The organism is Flavobacterium defluvii, from assembly GCF_900129555.1.
Classification (GTDB): Bacteria; Bacteroidota; Bacteroidia; order Flavobacteriales; family Flavobacteriaceae; genus Flavobacterium; species Flavobacterium defluvii.
The window spans coordinates 20,688-43,397 of record NZ_FQWC01000002.1 but is presented as its reverse complement, the minus strand read 5'-3'; the positions used below and the strand labels follow the sequence as shown (position 1 = coordinate 43,397).

Here is a 22,710-nt window from a genome sequence, read left to right as displayed (position 1 = left end):
ACATTTTTAACAAAAAATTTCAAGTATGATGCAATTTTACTCAATTAATTTCAAAAAGTCAAACTTATTTTTCAAATCATTTACACTTCTTGCAGTGTTTCTTCTTTTTTCGTGTGAAAATGAAAAATACGATTTAGGTAATAAAAGTCAAAGTCAAAAAAGCGAATTTGAGGTAAAAAATGGTAGACTTCATTTTCCTTCAAAAGAATCCTTTGCACAGTTATATAATGAATATGTCAACTTATCAGAAGATAAATTAAATGACTTATTGATACCACTTTATAACAAGGGCTTTCTTTCTTTAAGACCAATTGTTACTGAAAAAAACGAAGAAATAATTTTCAACCTTTATAAAGAAAAATTAAACTTAGAAAGACCTAGAGACAGAACCTCAAAAAATGCAGGCGAAGTTACAACTGCACCTACTGAACCACCTGTTTTTGATGATCCGCTTGGACCAGTAGATTTTATTGGAGATGATACTTTTGCAGGTTTCTTGAATATTGATGGAGAGATACAAATTGGTGAAGATATATATAAATATACTGATGTAGGTTTGTTCATTGTTGACGAAACAGAATATACTACTCTTGAAGATTATTTAGGCTCTGAAAGTATTTCTAGTGATCCTTTTATAGAAACTGAACTTCAAGTTAGAGTAGATGTAACTCTTTTACTTCCTGAAAACTATCCAACTCCAATAGGAGCAGGAAAAATTGTATATTACAGACCATCAAATTATCAATCTAATACTTCCAGTTCTACATATAGTAGTCCGGTTGCGGGATCAGCAGTGGCTAACGATCCAAACTATTATTCATTTTTAAGCAATTTAAGCAGCTGTGACCCTAAAAGTGGCTTATTTGGCAATTTATTTGGAGATAATGATGTATGTATAGATCAATACGAAAGTAAAAGACGAGTAAAAACAAAAGCCTTTAACTATAACTATTTTCTTGTTTACCATATGGGGGTTAAATGCGTTCATCAATTTAAAGGATGGACTGGTTTTTGGCGTGTAGAAGCAACAGATGAAATTAGACTGGTAGTCGAAGCTGCTCAATTTGAATATGATGTTGACAAATTATTAGGGAATTCTGAAATTAATAACAATGCGCAGATTAAGGAATTTTATTATGAAGATAAAAAATTAACATATGGTCCAAATACAATTACTGTCGGAGGAGCATATGGATTTACATTTACTGATTTAAATCATTCTTCTTTACCTCAGATTTTTCAAAATACAGGCCAGGGATTGTCATTTGAATGGTTTGGAACAGGATTAAATTCATTAGATAATTTAATTCAAAATGAAATAAATTCAAATTTGAATGCTAAAAAATTAAATGAGCATTTTTATAACTATGCCTATAATGAAGCTAAAAGTATAATACAACAAGCGCAAAACAGTTCGTACACACCTCCTGCAAATAGAACTTTTGGTGCTAAATTTCCTGAAAATGGTAAAATCCTTATCCAAAAATCTGTTGTAGATCAAGGTTTAAATATTGGAGTTAGAGAAAAAACATTTGATTGGGGAGCTGAAATTAGATTCAATGCTAAATCTTCTGGAGGTGGACCTTGGAAAATTACAGGAGGAGAAGGATCTGTTTTAGCCAGACCAAAAAACTTTAGAGTAAAAATTATTGGCGCCGCAAGAAAAGGGACAAGTTGGCATGGAAGTAAGTTTAGTGTAGGTATTGACTAATTTTATTAAATTTTTAATTCATATAAATTAAACTATTGCAATAAATTAAATGAAAAAAAACGCCTTAATTCTGCTGCTCTCTTTACAGTTAACATCTTGCGCATTTCCATCATATACTTTTCAAGATCAAAAAATGCAAACTGGAATAGATTTCAGCAGCGGAAAATGGTTATTAAACGGTATTGATTCTCCTTATAAAATTAATGACAAATTAACTAAACTTGCAATAAATGACTTTGATAAGCTAATAAGAACGAATTTAAACTATGCTCCAGTAACTAAGGGACTTCTATTACCAAAAAACATTCCGTTTAATCCAAATTTAACTGAACTAAAGAATTTAAAACTTGGAAATGATTTTGATTATTTTATAAACTTAAAAGCTAAAGTTCTTAAAGATGAAATTGGAGTTATTGATTTTACTGTAACAAATAGTTTAAAGGAAAGTTATAAAAATGAAGTTGAAATTGAGATTGAAATATATGATTTGAATAATTCTGAAATAATTTATTCAAAAACAATAAAAGGTTCTGTCGAAATATCAAAAAATTCTCAAGACTTTTATATAGCTAAAACCACAGATGGTCTAATTTTAGGAGCTTATAAAAAATTAATAAGGGATATAAATAAAAAGTCAATTTAATAAAATTCACTTCTATGAAACAATCAATTTTTATTTTTCTGTTTTGCTTAATCATTCAAATTAACTATTCTCAAAACAGCGGAGTAGAAAAATCAATATTTAATATCCAAACTGGCTTTTTAGGAGTTTGGGTAAATAATGAACTTCGTTTATCAAACCAAATCAGTTTAAGAAGTGAAATTGGTTTAGATGCAGGGCTTAGAGGTTGCTCAGATTGTGATACAAAATATGCGTTGGCTCCTGTTATTACTTTAGAACCAAGATGGTATTACAATATAAATAAACGAATTTTACAAAATAAAGGAAGCAATAATAGTGCTAACTTTTTAACATTAGCAATTAAATATCACCCAGATTTGTTTGTGATTTCAAATACAGATAATACATATGTATCTAATCAAATAGCGTTTATACCAAAATGGGGAATAAGAAGAAATATAGGAAATAGTAATTTTAACTATGAAGCAGGAATTGGAATTGGTTACAAGTATTATATTGACGAAAAACAGTTTGAAACAGCTGCAGATTTACATCTTAGAATTGGATACACGTTTAAATAAATAATAAAGAAAGCCCATTCAATTGGGCTATTTTTATACAAATCTTTTTTGTTCAATTAAAGATAACTATATTCGTTCTTAAATATAAATAACAAAAACTCAACAAATAAAATCTTAAATGATTACAATCAAAGAAGCTAAAACTAAAAAAGAACTTACCGAATACATAAAATTTCCGTTCTCACTTTATAAGGATAATCCATATTGGGTTCCTCCTATTATTGCCGACGAACTCGAATCGTTTGATAAAACTAAAAATCCGGCTTTTGACAATGCTGAAGCTTATTTCTATTTAGCTTATAAAGACAATAAAATTGTTGGACGAATTACAGCTATTATAAACTGGGCAGAAGTTAATAACCAGCATAAAAGAAAAGTTCGTTTTGGGTGGTTTGATGCTATTGATGATATTGAAGTTTCAAAAGCGCTTCTTGAAAAAGTATATGAATTAGGCCAAAAACATAATCTGGAACATGTCGAAGGTCCAATGGGATTTTCTAATTTAGACAAAGTTGGTGTTCTAACCGAAGGTTATGATCAGCTTGGAACTATGATTACATGGTACAACCATCCTTATTATGTAACTCACTTAGAGCAGCTTGGTTTTGAGGTTGAAAAACAGTATATCGAAAGTATTTTTCCTTTTTCGAACGTTAAACCGGAATTTTTCCAAAAAGCGCAGGCTTTGATTAAAAAACGTTACGAATTAAAAGCACTCAATTTCAGCAAAACAAAAGACATTATGCCTCATGTAGACAAAATGTTTGATTTGTTTAATGAAACCTATGCTAAATTAGCTTCTTTTGTAGCCATTTCGGATGTACAAAAAGAGTATTTTAAAAAGAAATACATAAGTTTTATAAATCCCGAATACATCAAATTTATCGTAGATAAAGATGATAATCTCGTAGCGTTTAGTATTGTAATGCCAAGTTTTGCTCAGGCTTTACAAAAAGCAAAGGGAAAACTTTTTCCATTTGGTTTTATTCATCTTCTAAAAGCAAAAAGAAAAAGTAAAGATGTCGTATTTTATTTAATTGGCGTTCATCCGGAATATCAAAATAAAGGTGTAACTGCCATTATTTTTGATGAATACTATAAAACATTTTCTGAAAAAGGAATTCAAAACTGCATTCGAACTCCAGAATTATTAGAAAACAATGCCATTCATTTACTTTGGAAAAACTTTGATCCCACTATTCATTGCCAGAGAAAAACTTATTTGAAGTATTTATAAGTTTTCAGTGGCAGTTCTCAATTTTCATAATGAAGATAAAAAATATACCATAAAATTATGTGATGAGTGTAATAGTGAATTTTACAAAGAAATCTCAAGTATGGAAAATTTATGCCCTGAATGCAGTCATATTTTATATGGGTGCAAAAATCGCGAACATATCTTTGTAAATCAACGGTGTGCAAAATGTTATTGGAATAGAAATTCCAGCGATTATATCAATACGATTAAGAATCAAAAGTAAATTCTTTAATACAAAAAATCCATTCGCCCCCAAAACGAATGGATTTCTTCATTAATAACAATTCATTACTCCACTTTGCAATCTATTTTGGTCAGCGCATTTTTCTGATCAAATTTTAGTTTTGTTTTATCTTTAAATGAAACCTTATCATTGGCTTGAACAATATCTCCATATCCTTCAATAAAAGTTCCGTCTTTTTGTAGAAAAACAACCTCTCTTACCGATGAAACTCCTTCAGACATAAAAGTATAATCGGCAACAAGAGTATCACCTTTCATATTACCAATAAGAGTTCCTTCATTTTTATCTTTCCCTACTAAATTGTAGCTTAATTTTCCGTTTACTTCCTGATGAGAGTTTACATTAAAACTCATTTCGATAACGCTTCCGTTTGATCTCCATGCATAACATTGATCTCCTGCCGGCTCTACAATTTCAGCTTCTTTTGGCGGACTTGGTGTAATTTGTACCGGTTCTGTTGTAGTGGTTTCTTTTTTACAAGAAACGAGAACCGTCAGAATAAGGGTCGATATTGTTAATACTTTTTTCATAATGCTGTTTTTTATTTTGTGATTATGAAATAAAGTTACCTTAAATAAAAAAAATCCATTCGTATAACAAATGGATTTTTTTACATAATTTCCACTTAAGGAAATTTATTTTATAAGTAATTACGAAACATCTACTGTAGTACGTTCTGCAATTTCTTTATAAGTTCCGTTAACTAATTTCTCGCGAATAGCTTCAAAAGCAGTTAAGGTTTCATTGATATCTTCTAATGTATGAGAAGCTGTTGGAATCATTCTTAACAAAATAATTCCTTTTGGAATAACAGGATAAACAACAATAGAAAGGAAAATACCGTAGTTTTCTCTTAAATCGTTTACCATTACCATCGCTTCAGGAATACTTCCTTCTAAATAAACCGGAGTAATACAAGTATTTGTATCTCCAATATTAAATCCTTTTTCTTTTAAACCACTTTGAAGAGCATTTACATTTTCCCAAAGTTTATCCTTTATTGAAGATGAATTACGCAGTAACTCTAAACGTTTCAATGAACCAATTGTTTGGATCATTGGTAATGCTTTTGCAAACATTTGAGAGCGTAAATTGTATTTTAAGTAATCAATAACTGTTTTATCTGCAGCCACAAAAGCTCCAATATTTGCCATAGATTTTGCAAAAGTAGAGAAGTAAACATCAATATCATCCTGAACTCCCTGCTCCTCACCTGCTCCGGCACCAGTTTTACCAAGTGTACCAAAACCGTGTGCATCATCTACTAATAAACGGAAATTATATTTTTTCTTTAATGCTGCGATTTCTTTTAATTTTCCCTGCTGTCCTCGCATTCCAAAAACACCTTCGGTAATAAATAAAATACCTCCGCCTGTTTCTTCGGCCATTTTAGTAGCACGCTGCAGGTTTTTTTCCATACTTTCAAGATCATTGTGCTTGTAAGTAAAACGTTTTCCCATGTGCAGACGAACACCGTCAATTATACATGCATGAGAATCTACATCGTAAACAATAATATCATTTTTAGTAACCAAAGCATCAATAATAGATACCATTCCCTGATAACCAAAATTTAACAAATAAGCTGATTCTTTCATAACGAAAGAAGCTAATTCATTTTCTAATTGTTCGTGGTAAGTTGTGTGTCCAGACATCATACGAGCTCCCATCGGATACGCTGCACCAAATTGAGCTGCCGCATCTGTATCTGCTTTACGAACTTCTGGATGATTAGCTAAACCTAAATAATCATTTAAACTCCAGTTTAGGATATTTTTTCCATGAAATGTCATTCTCGGACCCAACTCTCCTTCTAACTTTGGGAAAACGTAATAACCTTCTGCCTGAGAAGCCCATTTTCCTAAAGGTCCCTTATTGTCCTGAATTCTTTCGAATAAATCTTTTACCATAAATATATTTTGAAGTAATAATTTTATTTATACAGGTCGCAAAAATAATGATTATTATTCTAAAATAGAGTTGGGCTTTTGTTTTTATTAAAAAAATATCTAAATATTAATTTACAAAAACTTTACACCATATTAAAGTTTTGAATTTAAACACTTTAAGTTTTAAAAAAGAATATACATTAGTTTAACAAAATGCTTTATTTGTAGGTAATATATTATATTTAAACTACGTAAATACAAAGGCATATTTTATGTTTATTAAAACTAACGGTATAAGTTTTTAAGAATTAGTTTTCGGCAGTCAGCTATTTGCATTAAATATTTAAAACAATAAATTCATCTATTTTACAAACAAATTTGTTCGCATATATTATTTATAATGATAATAATTAAGAGCATTAAAAACACTTATTGATTAACAAATTCTCACAAAAACGAATTTTATTTTAACTTTGAAAGTACATAATTTCTAATATCTTAAAAATGCCTTTAAACAACATAAAAGATTTAAAATTGGCTGTTCTTATTGATGCCGATAACGTGCCGTATAGCAATGTAAAAGGTATGATGGAAGAAATTGCAAAACTTGGAACCCCAACAACCAAGCGTATTTATGCCGACTGGACAAAACCAAATGCCAATGGCTGGAAGGGAGTTTTGCTGGAACATGCGATAACACCCATTCAGCAATATAGTTACACAGTTGGGAAAAACTCTTCAGATTCTGCTTTGATTATCGATGCTATGGATTTGCTTTACTCAGGAAAATTAGATGGTTTTTGTATTGTTTCGAGCGATAGCGATTTTACCCGTTTAGCGATTCGTTTACGGGAATCTGGCATGAAAGTAATTGGTATTGGTGAAAAGAAAACCCCAAGCTCTTTTATTGTTGCCTGCGACAGGTTTATTTATATTGAGGTTTTGGATGGAGCAACGCAGAAAAAGAAAAAACCAAAAGTAACCGCAGCAGACAAAAAACCAATCGAAAAACCTGCTGAAAAAGCACTTCATAAAGTCGATAAACAAACTATTGAACTTATTGAAGCTACTATTGAAGATATTGAGGATGACGACGGCTGGGCGTTTCTTGGCGATGTCGGAAATTTGATTGTAAAGAAAAAACCAGAATTTGACCCAAGGAATTATGGCTATTCTAAGCTTACACCCATGTTGAAATCATTGACCGATATTCTCGAAATCGACGAAAGAGAATCTGATAAAAAAGGCATCAAACATGTCTATGTCAGATTACGATTAAACTAATTAATTTATTACCTATTATTATTGTTTAAAAAACATGAGAAAAAAATTCTTTATTTACGGATTCTTATTGTTTCTAATTGTTGCTGCAATTTACTATTACACAGGACGTGGTTATTTACTCGTTTTTATTATTCCAATTTTACTGATTATTGGAATTTACAATGCTACTCAAAAAAAACATGCTATTTTAAGAAACTTTCCGGTTTTGGGTTATTTCAGATACTTATTTGAAATGATTGCTCCGGAAATTCAGCAATATTTTATTGAAAGATCTACAGACGGAAAGCCTTTTTCAAGAAATCAGCGTTCGCTTGTTTACCAAAGAGCCAAAAATATCGATTCGAGCACTCCTTTTGGAACCCAGCAAAATCTAAATACAGAAACGTATGAAGGTATAAAACATTCTATTTTTCCGGCAAAAGTCAACGAAGAATTACCTCGTGTTTTAGTAGGCGGAAAAGACTGTAAACAACCTTATAATGCTTCTTTATTTAATGTTTCGGCAATGAGTTTTGGTTCTCTGAGCGAACATGCGGTTCGTGCCATTAACCTTGGAGCCAAAAAAGGGAATTTTTATCAAAATACCGGAGAAGGCGGTTTAACCGAATTTCACCTTGAAGGCGGCGGCGATATTACATGGCAGATTGGTACAGGATATTTTGGCTGTCGTGACGAAGACGGAAATTTCAGCCCTGAAAAATTCTCTGAAAAAGCCAATCTACCAAATGTAAAAATGATTGAAATTAAACTTTCACAAGGTGCAAAACCAGGTCATGGAGGTGTGCTTCCGGCTGCTAAAAATACAGAACAAATTGCTAAAATAAGAGGTGTAAAACCGCATACTATGATTCTTTCTCCTCCGGGTCATCATGCTTTTTCTGATGCAAAAGGATTAATTCATTTTGTTAAAAAACTACGTGATTTATCAAATGGAAAACCAATTGGTTTTAAATTATGTATTGGAAATACATCTGAATTTGAAGCTATTTGCCACGAAATGATTGCCGAAGATATTTACCCTGATTTTATTACAGTTGACGGTGCAGAGGGAGGAACCGGAGCTGCTCCGCTTGAGTTTGCTGATGGCGTAGGAATGCCTTTTGAACCTGCATTGATTTTCGTGAATAAAACGTTAGTAGGTCTAAACATTCGCGACAAAATACGCATTATTGGAAGTGGAAAAATCATTTCAGGATATTCGATTCTTCATGCCGTTGCTTTAGGCGCAGATATGTGCAACAGTGCACGGGGTTTTATGTTTTCTCTGGGCTGTATTCAGGCTTTAAGATGCCATAATAACGAATGCCCAACCGGAGTTGCTACTCAAAATAAAATGCTGATGAAAGGTTTGGTTGTAACTGACAAATCAGATCGTGTTTATCATTTTCATAAAAATACACTTCATGCCGCAAACGAACTTTTGGCTGCAGCCGGAAAAACATCTTTTGCAGATGTTGATATTAATATTTTTATGCGTGGAGATGAATTTACAAATTTATCAGAACTCTATTTCCCAGATAATTTAACAAATGTTACAAAACGTAATTAATAGAAAAAGCCTCTTTATTCAAGAGGCTTTTTTTAAAATCTGTTCTACTTTTTCTCTTTCATATTGTGAGAAAAAAAATCAATAGCTCTTGCTTTTAGTTTATCAAGAGGAAGCTTATCACTTTCGAATTCATAGAAATTAAGAAATCCATCATTTTTAAAGCAAAGAGCATAACCGTTATATCTTTTGTTTTCTTTGGTTATTTTATAAGACAATGCCTTCACGTCTCCAATAGTATTTTCTACTTTAAACTTTTGAAGATTACTACTGTTTTTCAGACTTTTAAAACTTGGCTCGATTTCTTCTTTAGACACAAAATCGTGAATAAAAACATTCATGTTATCCGGAGATTTAAATGCCATCCGGAGCGTATCATCATGCCTGTTTTGAAGATAATAATTCTTAGCTATTTTTATCTGCGTATCAAGTGCTATATAAATCAATGAATCCTTTTCTAATTTTAAAATGCCGTAATTTTCTTTTTGTAAAGGCGGCAAACTGTCTAATTTTTCATAATCAGAATACAATATATCATTCGACAATTTATTTTGAATTTCACGTTGGCGTCTAAAATTCTCTTTCATCTCTTCCTGCGAAATTCGAAAATTTTCCATAACAGGATCAATATTCGAAGAGCTGGATTTGTTCATATTAGAACAAGTAAACAGAAGTCTGCAGCTTAAAATTATAATCGACAAAACACCTAATACCGTTCTCCAGGTTGACCTTTCCTCCATAATTACTGCAGGTCTTTTCCGGTCAAAATAATATCATTTACCGATTTGCCTTTATCATCAAGATATTCGTATTTTATTGTCGTAATGTTGTAACGCTGTATCGAACCCAAAACCGTTTTTAAGTCGCTGCTTCTTAGAATGCTTTCTTTCATTAAAACTTTTGCCCCTTCACCTTTTAGTAATTCAGCATATTGTTTTGGTACTTCAATTTTATAAACCAATTCGTTTTTATCGCTAATATCAATTTTCAGGATTTTGGTGCCGTCTTCATTTGTAATAGGCATATTTTGGTTCATTATAGAAAGCATTTGCTGTAATTCAGGATTTAGCCCGGAACCAGAAGTCTCTTTTTTGTCAATTGAAACCATTTTGCTTTTATTCAAAAGTTCATTTAATTCTTTTTCGTCGACTTTCAACTCTGCAAGAACACTGGCATTATTAGCCAAAAAGAACATTTCAAACTTTACACCTTCTCTAATTAATTCCATAGAAGCTGCATCACTTTTTAATATTTCGCTAAGGAGCGATGGAAACATTTGACTGTAAACAGACTTGCTCGATCCATCTGGTTCTAAATTAGTATAGATTCTAATTTCAATTTTATTTTCTGCCAAAAAAGCATTTGCCTTGGCACTGCTGATAATATTATTTTGAAAAAGCTCACTTGAATTATTAAAAGCGTTAACATATTCCTGCATTTTTTGTTTGGTGTTTTTACAGCTTACCAGAAACAATAAAAGAACAAATGTGCATGCGATTTGGGTAGTTTTTTTGATCATAGTTTTATAGGTTTTATTAAGTAGAATTTTACACAAACATAATCTAATATTAGAAGTGTTCCAAAGAAACTTATTATTCTTAACAAAAAAGAAATAGCCCCTTTGCATATCTACAAAGAGGCTGTTTCCGATACTAATTCTGATATTTAATTAAAGTTTTGCTGTTTCTTTATTGTCGGTCGAAGCTCCGCTTTCTAAAACGGCTAATTCTTCTTTATCGACTAATTTCTGAGCAAGTATTGTATTATTATAGGCTAAAAAGTAAACATCAAATTTTACTCCTTCATCTATTAAATCTGTAGAAATCTGATCGTTTTTAATCATTTCTTTTAACAAATCAGGAAACGAATTAGCAGCAGCAATTTTATTTGCTTCGTCCCCTTCTAAATTTGTTTCAATTCTAATTTCAATTTTATTTTCATTTAAAAATGCTTTCGCTGCAGTACTGGTAATTCCGTTACCTTTTATTGTCGATGAATTATTGTAAGTACTTACGTGTTCCTGTATTTTCTGCTTGGTATTTTTACAGCTTACCAGCAGTAATGCAAAAGCAAACGCAAATGCGATTTGGGTAATTTTTTTCATAATTTTTTAGGTTTTTGGTTTATTTTTAACTCAAACATAATAAATTTATAACACAAAAACAACCTAAATTGCAAAATTAAAAAAATGCAATTATTTGAATATAAAGCAATTGTAGGAAAAATTAGAGCTAAAAAAAACTCTTTAAATATGCTTTAAAGAGTTTTCTTAAAAATCACAAATAAACAGTGTTATAATTCTGTTATCGATTCTTTATTTATTATTTGTTTTACAAGAACTGTATTATCATCAGCCAGAAAATAAGCATCAAATTGCACACCTTCATCAATTAATTCTTTAGGAATCTGATTTTTAGCAATCATTTCTTTCAATAATTTAGGAAAAGATACTTCTGCGTTTGATTTATTAACTGTATTTTGTGTGAGATTGGTTTCAAATCGCAATTCAATTTTATTATCATTGACATAACCTCTTGCAGTTGTCAGTCTCACATCTTTCGCCTTAAAAACTGCGGCTGTACTGTTATATGTTTTGACATATTCCTGAAGTTTTTGTTTTGTATTTTTACAGCTCAAAAGCGTTACAGAAAGAATTAATGCAAATGAAATCTGGATTATTTTCTTCATCATAATTCATTTATTTTAGTTTTTGAAGTCTTAAAAGTGCTTCAAGATAATAATAATCTGCATAATTAATAGAACAGTCAATTTCACTTCCGGCAGGTTTGTGTCCTGTGGCGTGCAATAAAAATGCCGAATTTACATCGCGGCTTTGATAATTATCTGAAAGCGAAACAATCATTTTTTTAGACTTTGTTAAATATTCATTTTTCAGCGTTTTATCTTTTGTATAAGAACTCAATTCTAATAATGCCGAAGAAACAATTGCCGCTGCTGAAGCGTCTCTAGGCGCATTTGGAATATCCGGAGCATTAAAATCCCAATACGGAACCAGATCTTCTGTTGTTAGTTTATCCAAATATACCCGGGCTAATTTATGTGCAAAATCTAAAAATTTAGGATCTTTAGTTTCTCTGTAAACCATTGTAAAACCATAAATTGCCCAGGCTTGTCCTCGTGCCCACATACTGTCATCACTGTAACCTTGCGCAGTTCGTCCTTTTATTTTTTTTCCGGTTTCAAAATCATAAATCAAAACATGATACGAAGTATAATCAGGTCTAAAATGATTATTCATAGTCGTTTCGGCATGCCTTACGGCAATATCGTACAGGTTTTTACTGCCTCCATTTTTAGAAGCCCAAAACAACAATTCAAGATTCATCATGTTATCAATAATAGTATTATGACCGCCCATTTTATTATGAGGCCAGGACTGAATTGTTCCAACTTTGGGGTTAAAAAGAGTTGCCAGAGTATCGGCTGTTTTAAGAATAATTTCCTTGTATTCTTTATTTTTAGTCAATCGGTAACCGTTTCCGAAGCTATTAAAAACCTGAAAACCTAAATCGTGATCTGCTGCTTTACTAACCGATAACGGAGTCAGGAAACGTGTAAATTTATCGGCTTCTTTTTCCCATTTTTTATCTTTTGTAGCTTCGTATAAATACCACAATTCTCCCGGCCAGAATCCGCTTGTCCAGTCTTTGTAATTTACAAATTTCCATTCATTACTTCCATTCAGAACCGTTCTTGGAGAAGTTCCGTCATTCGGAATTACTTTCAGGGTTTTAGATGCCTGATCTGCACAATAATCAAGCTGTTTTTTAATATTAAACGAATCATTTTTTTGAGAATACCCTTGATTTCCAAGAAGAAAAACAGCCGAAATAAGGGCAAGAAATTTTGAATTCATGTGGTTATTTTTAGATAAATAGTTTTTTGAACTGATAAATTTATAAAATAAAGTAAACCTATTCGAATCTTTGTATTTTTGTTTTACCAAAAAAGTACAATTATTTCCAATCAAAATAAACTTTGAGCAAATCCAGAATACAATATTCCATAGCATTTCTTATTACTATTGCAGTTGGAATTCTTTCAAGAAAAATTTCATTTATTCCGTTATGGATTGGTGATTTTCTTTACGCTGTAATGATATATTTTTTGATTAAAATATTTTTTCATGAAAAAAAAACGCATTTTATCTTTTTGCTTTCTCTTGTAATTTGTTATTCGATCGAGTTCTTACAGCTTTATCAGGCGCAATGGATTATAGATCTTAGAAAAACACTTTTCGGAAGATATGTTTTAGGGCAGGGATTTTTATGGTCAGATATTTTAGCCTATACTTTGGGCTGTACTTTTATCTTTTTAGTCGAAAAATTAATTTTAAAAATACAAAACACATGAAACTCGTTTTCGCATCAAACAATAAAAATAAAATCAAGGAAATTCAAAGCATCTTAAACGGATCGATTCAACTGCTAAGTCTTGAAGATATTAACTGTCATGAAGATATTCCGGAAACGGCAGATACTATTGAAGGAAACGCGATCTTAAAAGCCAATTATGTAACCGAAAAATATGGCTACGATTGTTTTGCCGATGATACAGGTTTGGAAGTGAAAGCTTTAAACGGAGAACCAGGCGTTTATTCTGCCAGATATGCCGGCGAACAAAAAAATGCTGATGACAATATGAACAAGCTTTTAAAAGCATTAAAAGATGAAGAAAATCGAACGGCACAATTTAAGACTGTTATTGCTTTAAATTTAGAAGGAAAACAGTATCTTTTTACAGGTTTGGCTAAAGGAAATATCACTTTAAACAAAACTGGAAATCAAGGTTTTGGATACGATCCTATTTTTCAGCCGGAAAATTACAGCGAAACTTTTGCCGAATTACCTTCTGAAATCAAAAATAAAATTAGTCATCGCGCAAAAGCAACCGAGCAACTAATTGATTTTCTGAATTCAAGAAAATAATTGTTTAAAATCCAACATTTTAAAGGTCAAAATTGATATTTCGCGACGTATTTTTTTTGGTTTCTTTCGAAAAGGATTTTACCTCAAACATAACTTTTTGAAAATCAAATCATAACAAATATATAAATCTTAAAAATGCATTAGTATATCTGAATAATTAACAGTAATTTTGCACCCTATTTTAAAAACACATATGAATAAATTTGAACAATTAGGATTGAATGAATCGTTACTGAAGGCGATTTTAGATCTAGGATTTGAAAATCCGTCAGAGGTACAGGAAAAGGCGATTCCCCTATTATTGGAAAAAGACACGGATATGGTTGCGTTGGCTCAAACAGGGACAGGGAAAACGGCAGCTTTCGGTTTTCCGCTAATTCAAAAAATTGATGCCGACAACAGAAATACACAAGCATTAGTTTTATCGCCAACACGCGAGCTTTGTTTACAGATTACTAACGAACTTAAAAACTACTCAAAATACGAAAAAGGTATTAATGTGGTAGCAGTTTACGGAGGAGCTAGTATTACAGAGCAGGCAAGAGAAATAAAAAGAGGAGCACAGATTATTGTAGCAACTCCGGGAAGAATGCAAGACATGATTAACAGAGGTCTGGTAAACATTAAAAACATAGATTACTGTGTTCTTGATGAGGCTGACGAAATGTTAAACATGGGATTTTATGATGATATCGTTTCGATTTTATCTGATACTCCAGACGAAAAAAGTACATGGTTATTCTCTGCAACAATGCCGCAGGAAGTTGCCAGAATTGCAAAACAATTCATGAGCGAACCAGTTGAAATTACTGTTGGAACTAAAAACTCTGGCTCATCTACAGTTTCTCACGAATTTTATTTAGTGAATGCTCGTGATCGTTACGAAGCCCTAAAACGTTTAGCAGATGCTAACCCGGATATTTTTTCTGTGGTTTTCTGTCGTACTAAAAGAGACACTCAGGCTATTGCCGAAAAATTAATTGAGGATGGATATAGTGCTGCTGCATTGCATGGAGATTTATCTCAGGCACAGCGTGATGGTGTAATGAAATCTTTCAGAGGAAGACAGATTCAGATGCTTGTTGCAACTGACGTTGCTGCTCGTGGTATTGACGTTGATAACGTAACACACGTTGTTAACTACCAATTACCTGACGAAATTGAAACTTACAACCACCGTTCTGGTCGTACTGGTAGAGCTGGAAAATTAGGAACTTCTATTGTAATTGTTACAAAAAGTGAGTTGCGTAAAATTTACTCTATCGAGAGAATCATTAAACAAAAATTCGAAGAAAAAACTATTCCATCTGGAATCGAAATCTGCGAAATTCAATTATTACACTTAGCTAATAAAATTAAAGATACTGAGGTTGATCACGAAATTGACAACTATTTACCAGCAATCAATAATGTTCTTGAAGATTTATCTAAAGAAGAATTGATTAAAAAAATGGTATCTGTTGAGTTTAACCGTTTCATTACTTACTACAAAAAGAATAGAGATATCTCTGCTCAATCTTCTGGAGAAAGACGTGAAAGAGGTGATTCTGAACCAAGAGAATTCAATAATAACGGAGCAGTTCGCTATTTTGTAAACATCGGTTCTAGAGACAATTTCGACTGGATGTCTTTAAAAGATTACTTGAAAGAAACATTAGACTTAGGTCGTGATGATGTATTTAAAGTTGATGTAAAAGAAGGTTTCTCTTTCTTTAATACTGATCCGGAACATACTGATAAAGTAATGGATATTTTAAACAATGTTCAGTTAGAAGGGCGTCGTATTAATGTTGAAATTTCTAAAAACGACGGCGGCGGAAGACGTGATCATAACAACCGTGGCGGAAGACGTGATTCTTCTAAAAGAGACGGAAATTTTGCCCCAAGACGCGAAGGTTCAGGAGGCGGATTTAGAAGCGACAGAAACTCATCTTCAAGACGTGAAGGTTCATCTGGAGGATTTAGAAATGACAGAAATTCTTCTTCAAGAGAAGGCGGTTTCAGAAGAAACGAAGGAAGTTCTGACAGAGCCCCAAGACGTTCTGAAAGCTTTGGTGATTCGCCAAAACCAAGAAGACCAAGAAGAGATTAATTCTCTTTGTTAATTTTCTGATAATTATATTCCAAGACTGCGAAATATTTAATCTCGATTTACTACTTTTAGTGCTTTAAATCAGGATATGAAATATTTCGCAGTTTTCTTTTTTTTACTATTCTCCGCCATTGGTTTCGCACAAGAGACTGAAACTACAACTCCTCAAAGAGTATCGGGTTATATTATAAATGACGATAGTAAACAACCTCTTCCAAACGTAAATATCATTAACACCAATAAAGTACGCGGTGCTAAATCTGATTCAAAAGGGTATTTTGAAATTGATGTACAGCCTAATGATACGATTCATTTTTCTCTTTTAGGATTTCAATCTCTAAGAATCAGAGTAACAAATGACTGGATAAAAAATAAAGTAACGCGAATTCAACTTACTGAAAAAGCCATTGCACTTGAAGAAGTTGTGATTGCACCTTTTAATCTGACGGGGTATCTTGAAATTGACTCGAAATTAATTCCAACAAAAGAAAATTACCGATACAGCATTTCTGGTCTTACACAAGGTTATGAAGCTGGAGAATACTCGCCAAATGCTTTTGGAAAAGTATTGGGTTCTATTTTTAATCCGGCAGATATGCTTTATAATTTCTTCGGAAAAAACAGCAGAGAGCTTAAAAAGCTGAAGGATATGAAAAAAGACGACACAATTAGAAATCTTTTAGAAACCAAATACGATCGCGAAACTATTGCTGTTCTTTTAGGAATAAGCAAAGATGAAATTCCTGAAATCATGCATCGATGTAACTACTCAGATGCTTTTATTCAAACAGCAAATGATTTACAAATTTTAGACGCTATAAGCGGCTGTTATGAACAATATAAAGTATTAAAACGCAATTAAGTTTTCAGTCGCAGTCGCAGTTTTTCAGTAAAAACTGCGACTGTAAACTGTGACTGTAACTATTTTACCGGTATATTCGAAAGAATTTCCAATACAAATTTCCAATATTTTTGTGCAGATGAAATACTTGCTCTTTCGTCTGGAGAATGCGCTCCGTGGATTGTAGGTCCAAAAGAAATCATATCCATTCCCGGATAATTTGTTCCTAAAATTCCACATTCTAAACCTGCATGGCAAGCTACAACTTTAGGTTGTTCTCCATTTTGCTTTTCGTAAATCTCTTTTAAAACTTCTAATATTTCAGAATTTACATTTGGAGTCCATCCTGGGTAAGATCCGGAAAGTTCAACTTCGCATCCAACTAATTCAAACGCAGAACGCAAAGAATTAGCCAAATCAAATTTTGAAGATTCAACAGAAGAACGTGTTAAACATCCAACCAAAATTTCTCCGTCTTTTACCACTACTCGCGCAATATTATTTGAAGTTTCAACTAAATCAGCCATATCAGCGCTCATTTTGTAAACTCCGTTTTGGGCAGCATAAATCGCTCTGATAATACCTTCCTGAACACCTAAATCCATTACTTTTTCAGGTAATTCAGTTTTAACGATTTCGATAGATAAATTAGGTTCAGTCGTTTTGTATTCCGCTTTGATATCAGTAATAATTTCCTGCATATCAAACACAAAGGCTTCATCAAACATTTGAGAAATAATCACTTTAGCAACACTTTCTCTAGGAATAGCATTTCTAAGACTTCCTCCATTGATTTCAGCAATCTGCAAACCAAAATTTTCAAAACCATCAAACAATAAACGGTTCATGATTTTGTTTGCATTTCCTAAACCTTTATGAATATCCATTCCTGAATGTCCTCCGTTTAGCCCCTTTACAGTAATAGTATATCCTACTGAACCTTCAGGAACTTCTTCCTCATTATATTCTCTAGTCGCTGTTACGTCAATTCCTCCAGCACATCCAATATCAATTTCATCATCTTCTTCGGTATCCAGATTTAATAAAATCTGTCCTTGTAAAATTCCTCCTTTAAGGTTTAATGCACCTGTCATTCCTGTCTCTTCATCAATTGTAAACAAAGCTTCAATTGCAGGATGCGGAATATCTTTACTTTCTAAAATTACCATAATGGTTGCTACTCCTAACCCATTATCTGCACCAAGAGTTGTACCGCGAGCACGAACCCAGTCACCATCAACATACATATCGATTCCTTGTGTGTCGAAATCAAAAACTGTATCTGCATTTTTTTGGTGCACCATATCAAGGTGCCCTTGCATTACAATTGGTTTACGGTTTTCCATTCCTGGGGTTGCCGGTTTTCTGATGATTACATTTCGAATTTCGTCTTCAAAAGTTTCTAAACCTAAGCTGTTTCCAAAATTTTTCATAAACTCGATCACACGCTCTTCTTTCTTTGACGGACGCGGAACGGCATTTAAATCTGCAAATTTGTTCCAAAGTAGTTTTGGTTCCAGATTTCTAATTTCCTGACTCATTATATTTTGTTTGATGTTTAACAATTAAGAGCTTCAAAGTTACAAAGTTTAAATGCTTTTTTAGACACAAATTTCACGAATTAGCACTAATTAGTCACATTAAAATCAAATTCCTCAAATACAATTCTTTTTTAGTTATAATAATTGTAATTATATTTACTTATCCAAAAATTATAATGTGAAATCAAAATATATACTTCCTTTATTTCTTTTAATTCAGATTCTCTTTTTAAAAATTCTGCCGTTTTTTCCAGATTATGTCGAGGGTCTTTACAGCAACAATTTATACATTAGAATTTCAAACTTTTCACGAACAATTTTAGGTAAAATTCCATTTTCGGTTGGAGATTGTATTTACGCTATTCTTATCTTGTCAATTATAAGCTGGTTTTGGAAAATTCGAAAAACCTGGCGATCAGACTGGAAAGATCATCTTTTAAAAATTTTAGGTAAAATTTCTGTTTTTTACTTTTTCTTTCACGTGCTTTGGGCATTCAATTATTATCGAAAACCTCTTTTTGAGAAAATGGAAATCAAAAGAGAATATACCGATGCTGATTTATTAGCCTTTACAAAAAGACTGATTGTAAAAACTAATGAAATTCAGTTTAAAATCACAAAAAATAAGGTCAAAAAAATTAGTTTTCCTTATTCTCAGGAAGAAGTTTTTAAAATGAATTTAAATGGGTATAAAAATCTGGCGGAGGAACATCCTTATTTTAAATATCAAACCTTAAGTATAAAAAAATCACTATTCAGTGTACCATTGACTTACATGGGCTTTGGAGGATATTTAAACCCATTTACAAACGAAGCGCAGGTAAATGATTTATTACCGATGTATTCATTTCCGCTAACGGCTTCTCACGAAATGGCACATCAAATAGGTTTTGCGAGCGAAAACGAATGTAATTTTATAGGTGTTTTAGCTTCAGTAAAAAATGACGATTTATATTTTCAATATTCAGGCTATAGTTTTGCTTTGCGTTATTGTCTCGGAATCTGGAAATTTAAAAACGAAAAAGTTTTTGAAGTTTTAAAAAACCAGATAAATCCCGGAATTTTAAAAAATTATCAGGAAAGTCAGGATTTCTGGAAAAAATACGACACTTTTATTGATAAAGGTTTTCATTTTTTATATGATAATTTCCTTAAATCAAATAACCAGAAAGACGGAATGGAAAGTTACAGCAAGTTTATTGATTTGATGATAAATTATTACAGAACAAGAAAATTTTAATTCAACTGTAACAAAAATGTTTTCATTACTACTAATACATTTATGAGCGAAAATCTAGAACAGTCATTTGTTGCACAATTGCAGGCAAATCAGAATATAATCCACAAGATTTGTAGATTATATACTGATGGCGAAGACGCTCATAAAGATTTGTTTCAGGAAATCACCATTCAGCTCTGGAAAGCTTATCCAAAATTTAGGGGCGACAGTAAATTTTCGACCTGGACGTATCGTGTTGCTTTGAATACAGCAATTACATTATACCGAAAAACCAAAAGAACTATATCTACCGTAGATTATGAAAGTCATCAGCATTTTGTGAGAGATGTTGATTATAATTATGAAGAGGAAGAACAGATAAAATTGATGTACAAAGCAGTTTATCAGCTTAATGACATCGAAAAAGCATTAGTTTTTATGTATTTAGAAGACAAAGATTATCAAGAAATAGCCGAAACCTTAGGAATCAGCGAAGTGAATGCGCGCGTGAAAATGAACAGAATTAAGGGGAAACTTAAGAAAATACTAAATCCTTAAAAATTATTATGAAAGAACTGGATTTACTAAAAAAAGACTGGAAAAAGAACTCGGATTCTTTTGAACAAATTTCTGAAAAAGAAATCTATAAAATGATTCACAAAAAATCTTCATCGATTGTGAAATGGATTTTAATTATCAGTATTTTGGAGATTTCTTTTTGGACTTTTTCAAACTTATTTATTAATACAGATGATGTTTTGCGAAAAATAAATCATCCGGAAATTGTTGCTGCCCTTGAATATCTAACGTATCTAAATTATTTAGTAGGTTTAATTTTTGTTTTTATTTTCTATAAAAATTACACTACTATTTCTACAACAGTTGCTACAAAATCTCTAATGAGTGCTATTTTAAGAACCCGAAAAACAGTTCAGTATTATGTTTGGTACAATCTGGGAATGATAGTGGTTACATCTATTTTAAGTTTCTTTATTGCTTTTGTCTACAATCCCGATATGGCTTTTTTAAGGGAAAAACTAGCCGTTAACGGAAAAGCAATGTTAACCACAGTTGGGATTTTAATTCTTGTAATCTTAGGTTTCTTCGGATTATTCTGGTGTTTCTACAGATTATTGTACGGAACTCTTTTACGCAGATTGTATGTTAATTATAAGGAGTTGAAGAAGATAGATTTTTAAAGTTGCTAAAGTTCTGAGATTCTAAGATACTACGTTTTTTAACCTGAAACTTTAAACAAAAAACAATCTAAAATCTAAATTCAGAAATCTAAAATCAATAATCCCATTGTCTCATTTTATTAAGTTCTTCCTGTGCTTTTAGTTCTTCGGCAGGAATGACTTTTAAAAATGATGGATGCTGTTCGATAGCATATTCTACCTTTTCTACGATTTGCTCGATAGTATCGTTTTCATAATCAATTTCAAGAGGTTCTTTGATTATGAAAGACTGCAGGATGTTTTTCTTTTTCATACGAAGTCCTTTTTTGTCAAAAGAACGACGGAAACCATCAATAACAATTGGAATTACGATAGGTTTGTGCTGTTTTATAATGTGTGCTGTTCCTTTACGAACGGGTTTAAAAGACTTTGTAGTTCCCTGCGGAAACGTGATAACCCAGCCGTCTTCAAGGGCAATGCGGATATTTTCGGTATCATTTGGGTTTACTTCGCGTTTTTCGGTGACATCAACACCTTTTGATCGCCAGGTTCTTTCTACAGTAATTGCTCCAACATAAGCCAAAATTCTTGGCAATAATCCGGCCTGCATTGTTTCTTTTGCGGCAACATAATAAATATTCATTTTTGGCTGCCACAAATAGCCAATGTTCTTAATAGTATCTTGACGTCCGCTTAAACTTGCGTTAAACACATGAAACATTGCCACAACATCGGCAAAATAAGTCTGATGATTGGATATAAACAAAACATTTCTGTCAGGAAGCGTTTTAATAATTTCAGATCCTTCAATCTGCAATTCGTTAAAACCTCTATATCTTCTATGAGTCATGGCACCTAAAATACGGATTAACCATTTCTTGATGAATAATATATGTCCAAAAGGATTTCGTTTAAACAATCCCATAACGTCGTTTTGTGTTTTTTTTGGTTAAGTCGCAAACATACAAAAATTATTCTTTTAGCAATAGTAATAAACAATTTACGAAATAATTATATATTCCCATGAATATCAAATTGTTAATTTTATGTTATTCGGATTTTTCTGAAAAAGCAAATTTAAGCACGTCTCTTAATTCGCTTAAAATCATTGCCGTTGCCCCCCAAACAATATGATTTTGAATATTAAAAGCAGGAACTAAAATATCATTTCCGTAAGAAGTTGACAATGTGGCTTCCATTATGATTTCGTCATCTAAAAACTCTGATAAAGGAAATTCAATAATTGCTGCAACTTCACGAACGTCCGGATAAAACGAAAGTTCTTCCTTTGCAATTCCTAAATACGGATGTACTAAAAAGTTACTTGGCGGAATATACATAGGAGTAAATTGCTTTATAATTTCAATTTTTTCGGGAATAACCCCAATTTCTTCACTCGTTTCACGCAAAGCTGTTTCCTTATAATCACGATCTGTAAGTTCATATTTACCACCCGGAAATGCAATTTGCGACGAATGGACTCCATTGTAAGCATTTCGAACAATTAAAATTAAATTCGTTTTCCCATTTTTGGGATAAAACAACATCATTACGGCGGCAACTCTTGGATTTTTTGAATCAATATCTAAGTTTTTCAAAGCCTGAATACGTTCTTTAGGAGCCATTTTTATATGTGACAATTCTGCCGGAAGCTCAACTGGAATTAAATTAGGAACATATTGCAAAAAATCTTGAAAATCCATATTCAAAGTTTATTTTTGTACTTTCAAATTAAAATATAAATATACTCTAGAA

The 22,710-nt window shown here is 32.1% G+C and carries 23 protein-coding genes; 13 read left to right on the top strand and 10 right to left on the bottom strand.

Features of this window, described 5'->3' with window-relative positions:
* The first annotated feature begins 25 nt into the window (after positions 1-25).
* From BUC29_RS04285 to BUC29_RS04270, 4 genes are all read left to right on the top strand, one after another.
* Complete coding sequence (locus BUC29_RS04285) at positions 26-1,711, top strand: hypothetical protein (RefSeq protein ID WP_073413704.1); 1,686 nt, start codon at positions 26-28, stop codon at positions 1,709-1,711.
* A gap of 133 nt (positions 1,712-1,844) precedes the next feature.
* Entirely contained in the window at positions 1,845-2,354 is a 510-nt protein-coding gene (locus BUC29_RS04280; RefSeq protein WP_139260405.1) for a hypothetical protein, read from the top strand.
* Between the two features lie 14 nt (positions 2,355-2,368).
* Positions 2,369-2,914, top strand: coding sequence for a hypothetical protein (locus BUC29_RS04275; protein ID WP_073413701.1), 546 nt, complete (start codon positions 2,369-2,371; stop codon positions 2,912-2,914).
* A 118-nt stretch (positions 2,915-3,032) separates the two neighbouring features.
* Positions 3,033-4,151: a GTP cyclohydrolase gene (locus tag BUC29_RS04270; protein WP_073413699.1), complete on the top strand. Its 1,119-nt coding sequence runs from the start codon at positions 3,033-3,035 to the stop codon at positions 4,149-4,151.
* A gap of 309 nt (positions 4,152-4,460) precedes the next feature.
* On the opposite strand, the gene BUC29_RS04260 is transcribed toward BUC29_RS04270, so the two are convergent.
* A complete protein-coding gene (locus tag BUC29_RS04260) occupies positions 4,461-4,946 on the bottom strand; it encodes a hypothetical protein (RefSeq protein ID WP_073413697.1) in 486 nt (161 codons plus the stop codon).
* A 120-nt stretch (positions 4,947-5,066) separates the two neighbouring features.
* Entirely contained in the window at positions 5,067-6,326 is a 1,260-nt protein-coding gene (locus BUC29_RS04255) for a cysteate-C-fatty acyltransferase (RefSeq protein WP_073413695.1), read from the bottom strand.
* A 483-nt stretch (positions 6,327-6,809) separates the two neighbouring features.
* Between BUC29_RS04255 and BUC29_RS04250 the strand changes: the two genes are divergently transcribed.
* The gene (locus tag BUC29_RS04250; RefSeq protein ID WP_073413693.1) at positions 6,810-7,589 is read left to right on the top strand and encodes an NYN domain-containing protein; all 780 of its coding nucleotides are present in this window, start codon (positions 6,810-6,812) and stop codon (positions 7,587-7,589) included.
* 34 nt (positions 7,590-7,623) lie between these two features.
* Positions 7,624-9,138 carry an FMN-binding glutamate synthase family protein gene (locus BUC29_RS04245; protein WP_073413691.1) on the top strand — a complete coding sequence of 505 codons (1,515 nt, stop codon included), beginning with the start codon at positions 7,624-7,626 and terminating at the stop codon, positions 9,136-9,138.
* Positions 9,139-9,182: 44 nt separating this feature from the next.
* Here BUC29_RS04245 and BUC29_RS04240 read toward each other — a convergent pair whose 3' ends face one another.
* From BUC29_RS04240 to BUC29_RS04220, 5 genes are all read right to left on the bottom strand, one after another.
* Positions 9,183-9,788 (bottom strand): hypothetical protein, encoded by a 606-nt coding sequence (locus BUC29_RS04240; RefSeq protein WP_139260403.1) that lies wholly within the window; start codon positions 9,786-9,788, stop codon positions 9,183-9,185.
* Between the two features lie 89 nt (positions 9,789-9,877).
* A complete protein-coding gene (locus BUC29_RS21630; RefSeq protein WP_073413687.1) occupies positions 9,878-10,654 on the bottom strand; it encodes a hypothetical protein in 777 nt (258 codons plus the stop codon).
* 150 nt (positions 10,655-10,804) lie between these two features.
* Entirely contained in the window at positions 10,805-11,239 is a 435-nt protein-coding gene (locus BUC29_RS04230; RefSeq protein ID WP_073413685.1) for a hypothetical protein, read from the bottom strand.
* A gap of 188 nt (positions 11,240-11,427) precedes the next feature.
* A complete protein-coding gene (locus BUC29_RS04225; protein WP_073413683.1) occupies positions 11,428-11,826 on the bottom strand; it encodes a hypothetical protein in 399 nt (132 codons plus the stop codon).
* A gap of 7 nt (positions 11,827-11,833) precedes the next feature.
* Positions 11,834-13,012 (bottom strand): glycoside hydrolase family 88 protein, encoded by a 1,179-nt coding sequence (locus BUC29_RS04220; RefSeq protein WP_073414870.1) that lies wholly within the window; start codon positions 13,010-13,012, stop codon positions 11,834-11,836.
* Positions 13,013-13,134: 122 nt separating this feature from the next.
* Between BUC29_RS04220 and BUC29_RS04215 the strand changes: the two genes are divergently transcribed.
* From BUC29_RS04215 to BUC29_RS04200, 4 genes are all read left to right on the top strand, one after another.
* Positions 13,135-13,509, top strand: a complete 375-nt coding sequence (locus BUC29_RS04215; RefSeq protein WP_073413681.1) for a ribosomal maturation YjgA family protein — start codon at positions 13,135-13,137, stop codon at positions 13,507-13,509.
* A complete protein-coding gene (locus BUC29_RS04210; RefSeq protein WP_073413679.1) occupies positions 13,506-14,084 on the top strand; it encodes a non-canonical purine NTP diphosphatase in 579 nt (192 codons plus the stop codon). The genes BUC29_RS04215 and BUC29_RS04210 overlap by 4 nt, the downstream gene beginning before the upstream one ends.
* 193 nt (positions 14,085-14,277) lie before the next feature.
* The gene (locus BUC29_RS04205) at positions 14,278-16,176 is read left to right on the top strand and encodes a DEAD/DEAH box helicase (protein WP_073413677.1); all 1,899 of its coding nucleotides are present in this window, start codon (positions 14,278-14,280) and stop codon (positions 16,174-16,176) included.
* Between the two features lie 88 nt (positions 16,177-16,264).
* On the top strand, positions 16,265-17,038 hold the full coding sequence (locus BUC29_RS04200; protein ID WP_073413675.1) for a protein BamP4: 774 nt from the start codon (positions 16,265-16,267) through the stop codon (positions 17,036-17,038).
* A 59-nt stretch (positions 17,039-17,097) separates the two neighbouring features.
* Here the strand turns inward: BUC29_RS04200 and BUC29_RS04195 are convergent, their stop codons facing one another.
* Positions 17,098-18,558, bottom strand: coding sequence for an aminoacyl-histidine dipeptidase (locus tag BUC29_RS04195; RefSeq protein WP_073413673.1), 1,461 nt, complete (start codon positions 18,556-18,558; stop codon positions 17,098-17,100).
* A gap of 178 nt (positions 18,559-18,736) precedes the next feature.
* Between BUC29_RS04195 and BUC29_RS04190 the strand changes: the two genes are divergently transcribed.
* From BUC29_RS04190 to BUC29_RS04180, 3 genes are read left to right on the top strand one after another with little or no spacing between them, the layout of a single operon-like run.
* On the top strand, positions 18,737-19,798 hold the full coding sequence (locus BUC29_RS04190; protein ID WP_073413671.1) for a DUF3810 domain-containing protein: 1,062 nt from the start codon (positions 18,737-18,739) through the stop codon (positions 19,796-19,798).
* A gap of 42 nt (positions 19,799-19,840) precedes the next feature.
* The gene (locus BUC29_RS04185; protein WP_073409791.1) at positions 19,841-20,335 is read left to right on the top strand and encodes an RNA polymerase sigma factor; all 495 of its coding nucleotides are present in this window, start codon (positions 19,841-19,843) and stop codon (positions 20,333-20,335) included.
* An 8-nt stretch (positions 20,336-20,343) separates the two neighbouring features.
* Positions 20,344-20,976: a hypothetical protein gene (locus tag BUC29_RS04180; RefSeq protein WP_073413669.1), complete on the top strand. Its 633-nt coding sequence runs from the start codon at positions 20,344-20,346 to the stop codon at positions 20,974-20,976.
* 94 nt (positions 20,977-21,070) lie between these two features.
* Here the strand turns inward: BUC29_RS04180 and BUC29_RS04175 are convergent, their stop codons facing one another.
* The gene (locus BUC29_RS04175; RefSeq protein WP_073413667.1) at positions 21,071-21,880 is read right to left on the bottom strand and encodes a lysophospholipid acyltransferase family protein; all 810 of its coding nucleotides are present in this window, start codon (positions 21,878-21,880) and stop codon (positions 21,071-21,073) included.
* Between the two features lie 124 nt (positions 21,881-22,004).
* Entirely contained in the window at positions 22,005-22,658 is a 654-nt protein-coding gene (locus BUC29_RS04170) for an NUDIX hydrolase (protein WP_073413665.1), read from the bottom strand.
* Positions 22,659-22,710 lie beyond the last annotated feature (52 nt).

Coding starts and splice junctions, on each gene's coding strand:
- BUC29_RS04285 (WP_073413704.1), top strand. CDS start 26: ATGATGCAATTTTACTCAATTAATTTCAAAAAGTCAAACTTATTTTTC.
- BUC29_RS04280 (WP_139260405.1), top strand. CDS start 1,845: ATGCAAACTGGAATAGATTTCAGCAGCGGAAAATGGTTATTAAACGGT.
- BUC29_RS04275 (WP_073413701.1), top strand. CDS start 2,369: ATGAAACAATCAATTTTTATTTTTCTGTTTTGCTTAATCATTCAAATT.
- BUC29_RS04270 (WP_073413699.1), top strand. CDS start 3,033: ATGATTACAATCAAAGAAGCTAAAACTAAAAAAGAACTTACCGAATAC.
- BUC29_RS04260 (WP_073413697.1), bottom strand. CDS start 4,946: ATGAAAAAAGTATTAACAATATCGACCCTTATTCTGACGGTTCTCGTT.
- BUC29_RS04255 (WP_073413695.1), bottom strand. CDS start 6,326: ATGGTAAAAGATTTATTCGAAAGAATTCAGGACAATAAGGGACCTTTA.
- BUC29_RS04250 (WP_073413693.1), top strand. CDS start 6,810: ATGCCTTTAAACAACATAAAAGATTTAAAATTGGCTGTTCTTATTGAT.
- BUC29_RS04245 (WP_073413691.1), top strand. CDS start 7,624: ATGAGAAAAAAATTCTTTATTTACGGATTCTTATTGTTTCTAATTGTT.
- BUC29_RS04240 (WP_139260403.1), bottom strand. CDS start 9,788: ATGAACAAATCCAGCTCTTCGAATATTGATCCTGTTATGGAAAATTTT.
- BUC29_RS21630 (WP_073413687.1), bottom strand. CDS start 10,654: ATGATCAAAAAAACTACCCAAATCGCATGCACATTTGTTCTTTTATTG.
- BUC29_RS04230 (WP_073413685.1), bottom strand. CDS start 11,239: ATGAAAAAAATTACCCAAATCGCATTTGCGTTTGCTTTTGCATTACTG.
- BUC29_RS04225 (WP_073413683.1), bottom strand. CDS start 11,826: ATGATGAAGAAAATAATCCAGATTTCATTTGCATTAATTCTTTCTGTA.
- BUC29_RS04220 (WP_073414870.1), bottom strand. CDS start 13,012: ATGAATTCAAAATTTCTTGCCCTTATTTCGGCTGTTTTTCTTCTTGGA.
- BUC29_RS04210 (WP_073413679.1), top strand. CDS start 13,506: ATGAAACTCGTTTTCGCATCAAACAATAAAAATAAAATCAAGGAAATT.
- BUC29_RS04205 (WP_073413677.1), top strand. CDS start 14,278: ATGAATAAATTTGAACAATTAGGATTGAATGAATCGTTACTGAAGGCG.
- BUC29_RS04200 (WP_073413675.1), top strand. CDS start 16,265: ATGAAATATTTCGCAGTTTTCTTTTTTTTACTATTCTCCGCCATTGGT.
- BUC29_RS04195 (WP_073413673.1), bottom strand. CDS start 18,558: ATGAGTCAGGAAATTAGAAATCTGGAACCAAAACTACTTTGGAACAAA.
- BUC29_RS04185 (WP_073409791.1), top strand. CDS start 19,841: ATGAGCGAAAATCTAGAACAGTCATTTGTTGCACAATTGCAGGCAAAT.
- BUC29_RS04180 (WP_073413669.1), top strand. CDS start 20,344: ATGAAAGAACTGGATTTACTAAAAAAAGACTGGAAAAAGAACTCGGAT.
- BUC29_RS04175 (WP_073413667.1), bottom strand. CDS start 21,880: ATGGGATTGTTTAAACGAAATCCTTTTGGACATATATTATTCATCAAG.
- BUC29_RS04170 (WP_073413665.1), bottom strand. CDS start 22,658: ATGGATTTTCAAGATTTTTTGCAATATGTTCCTAATTTAATTCCAGTT.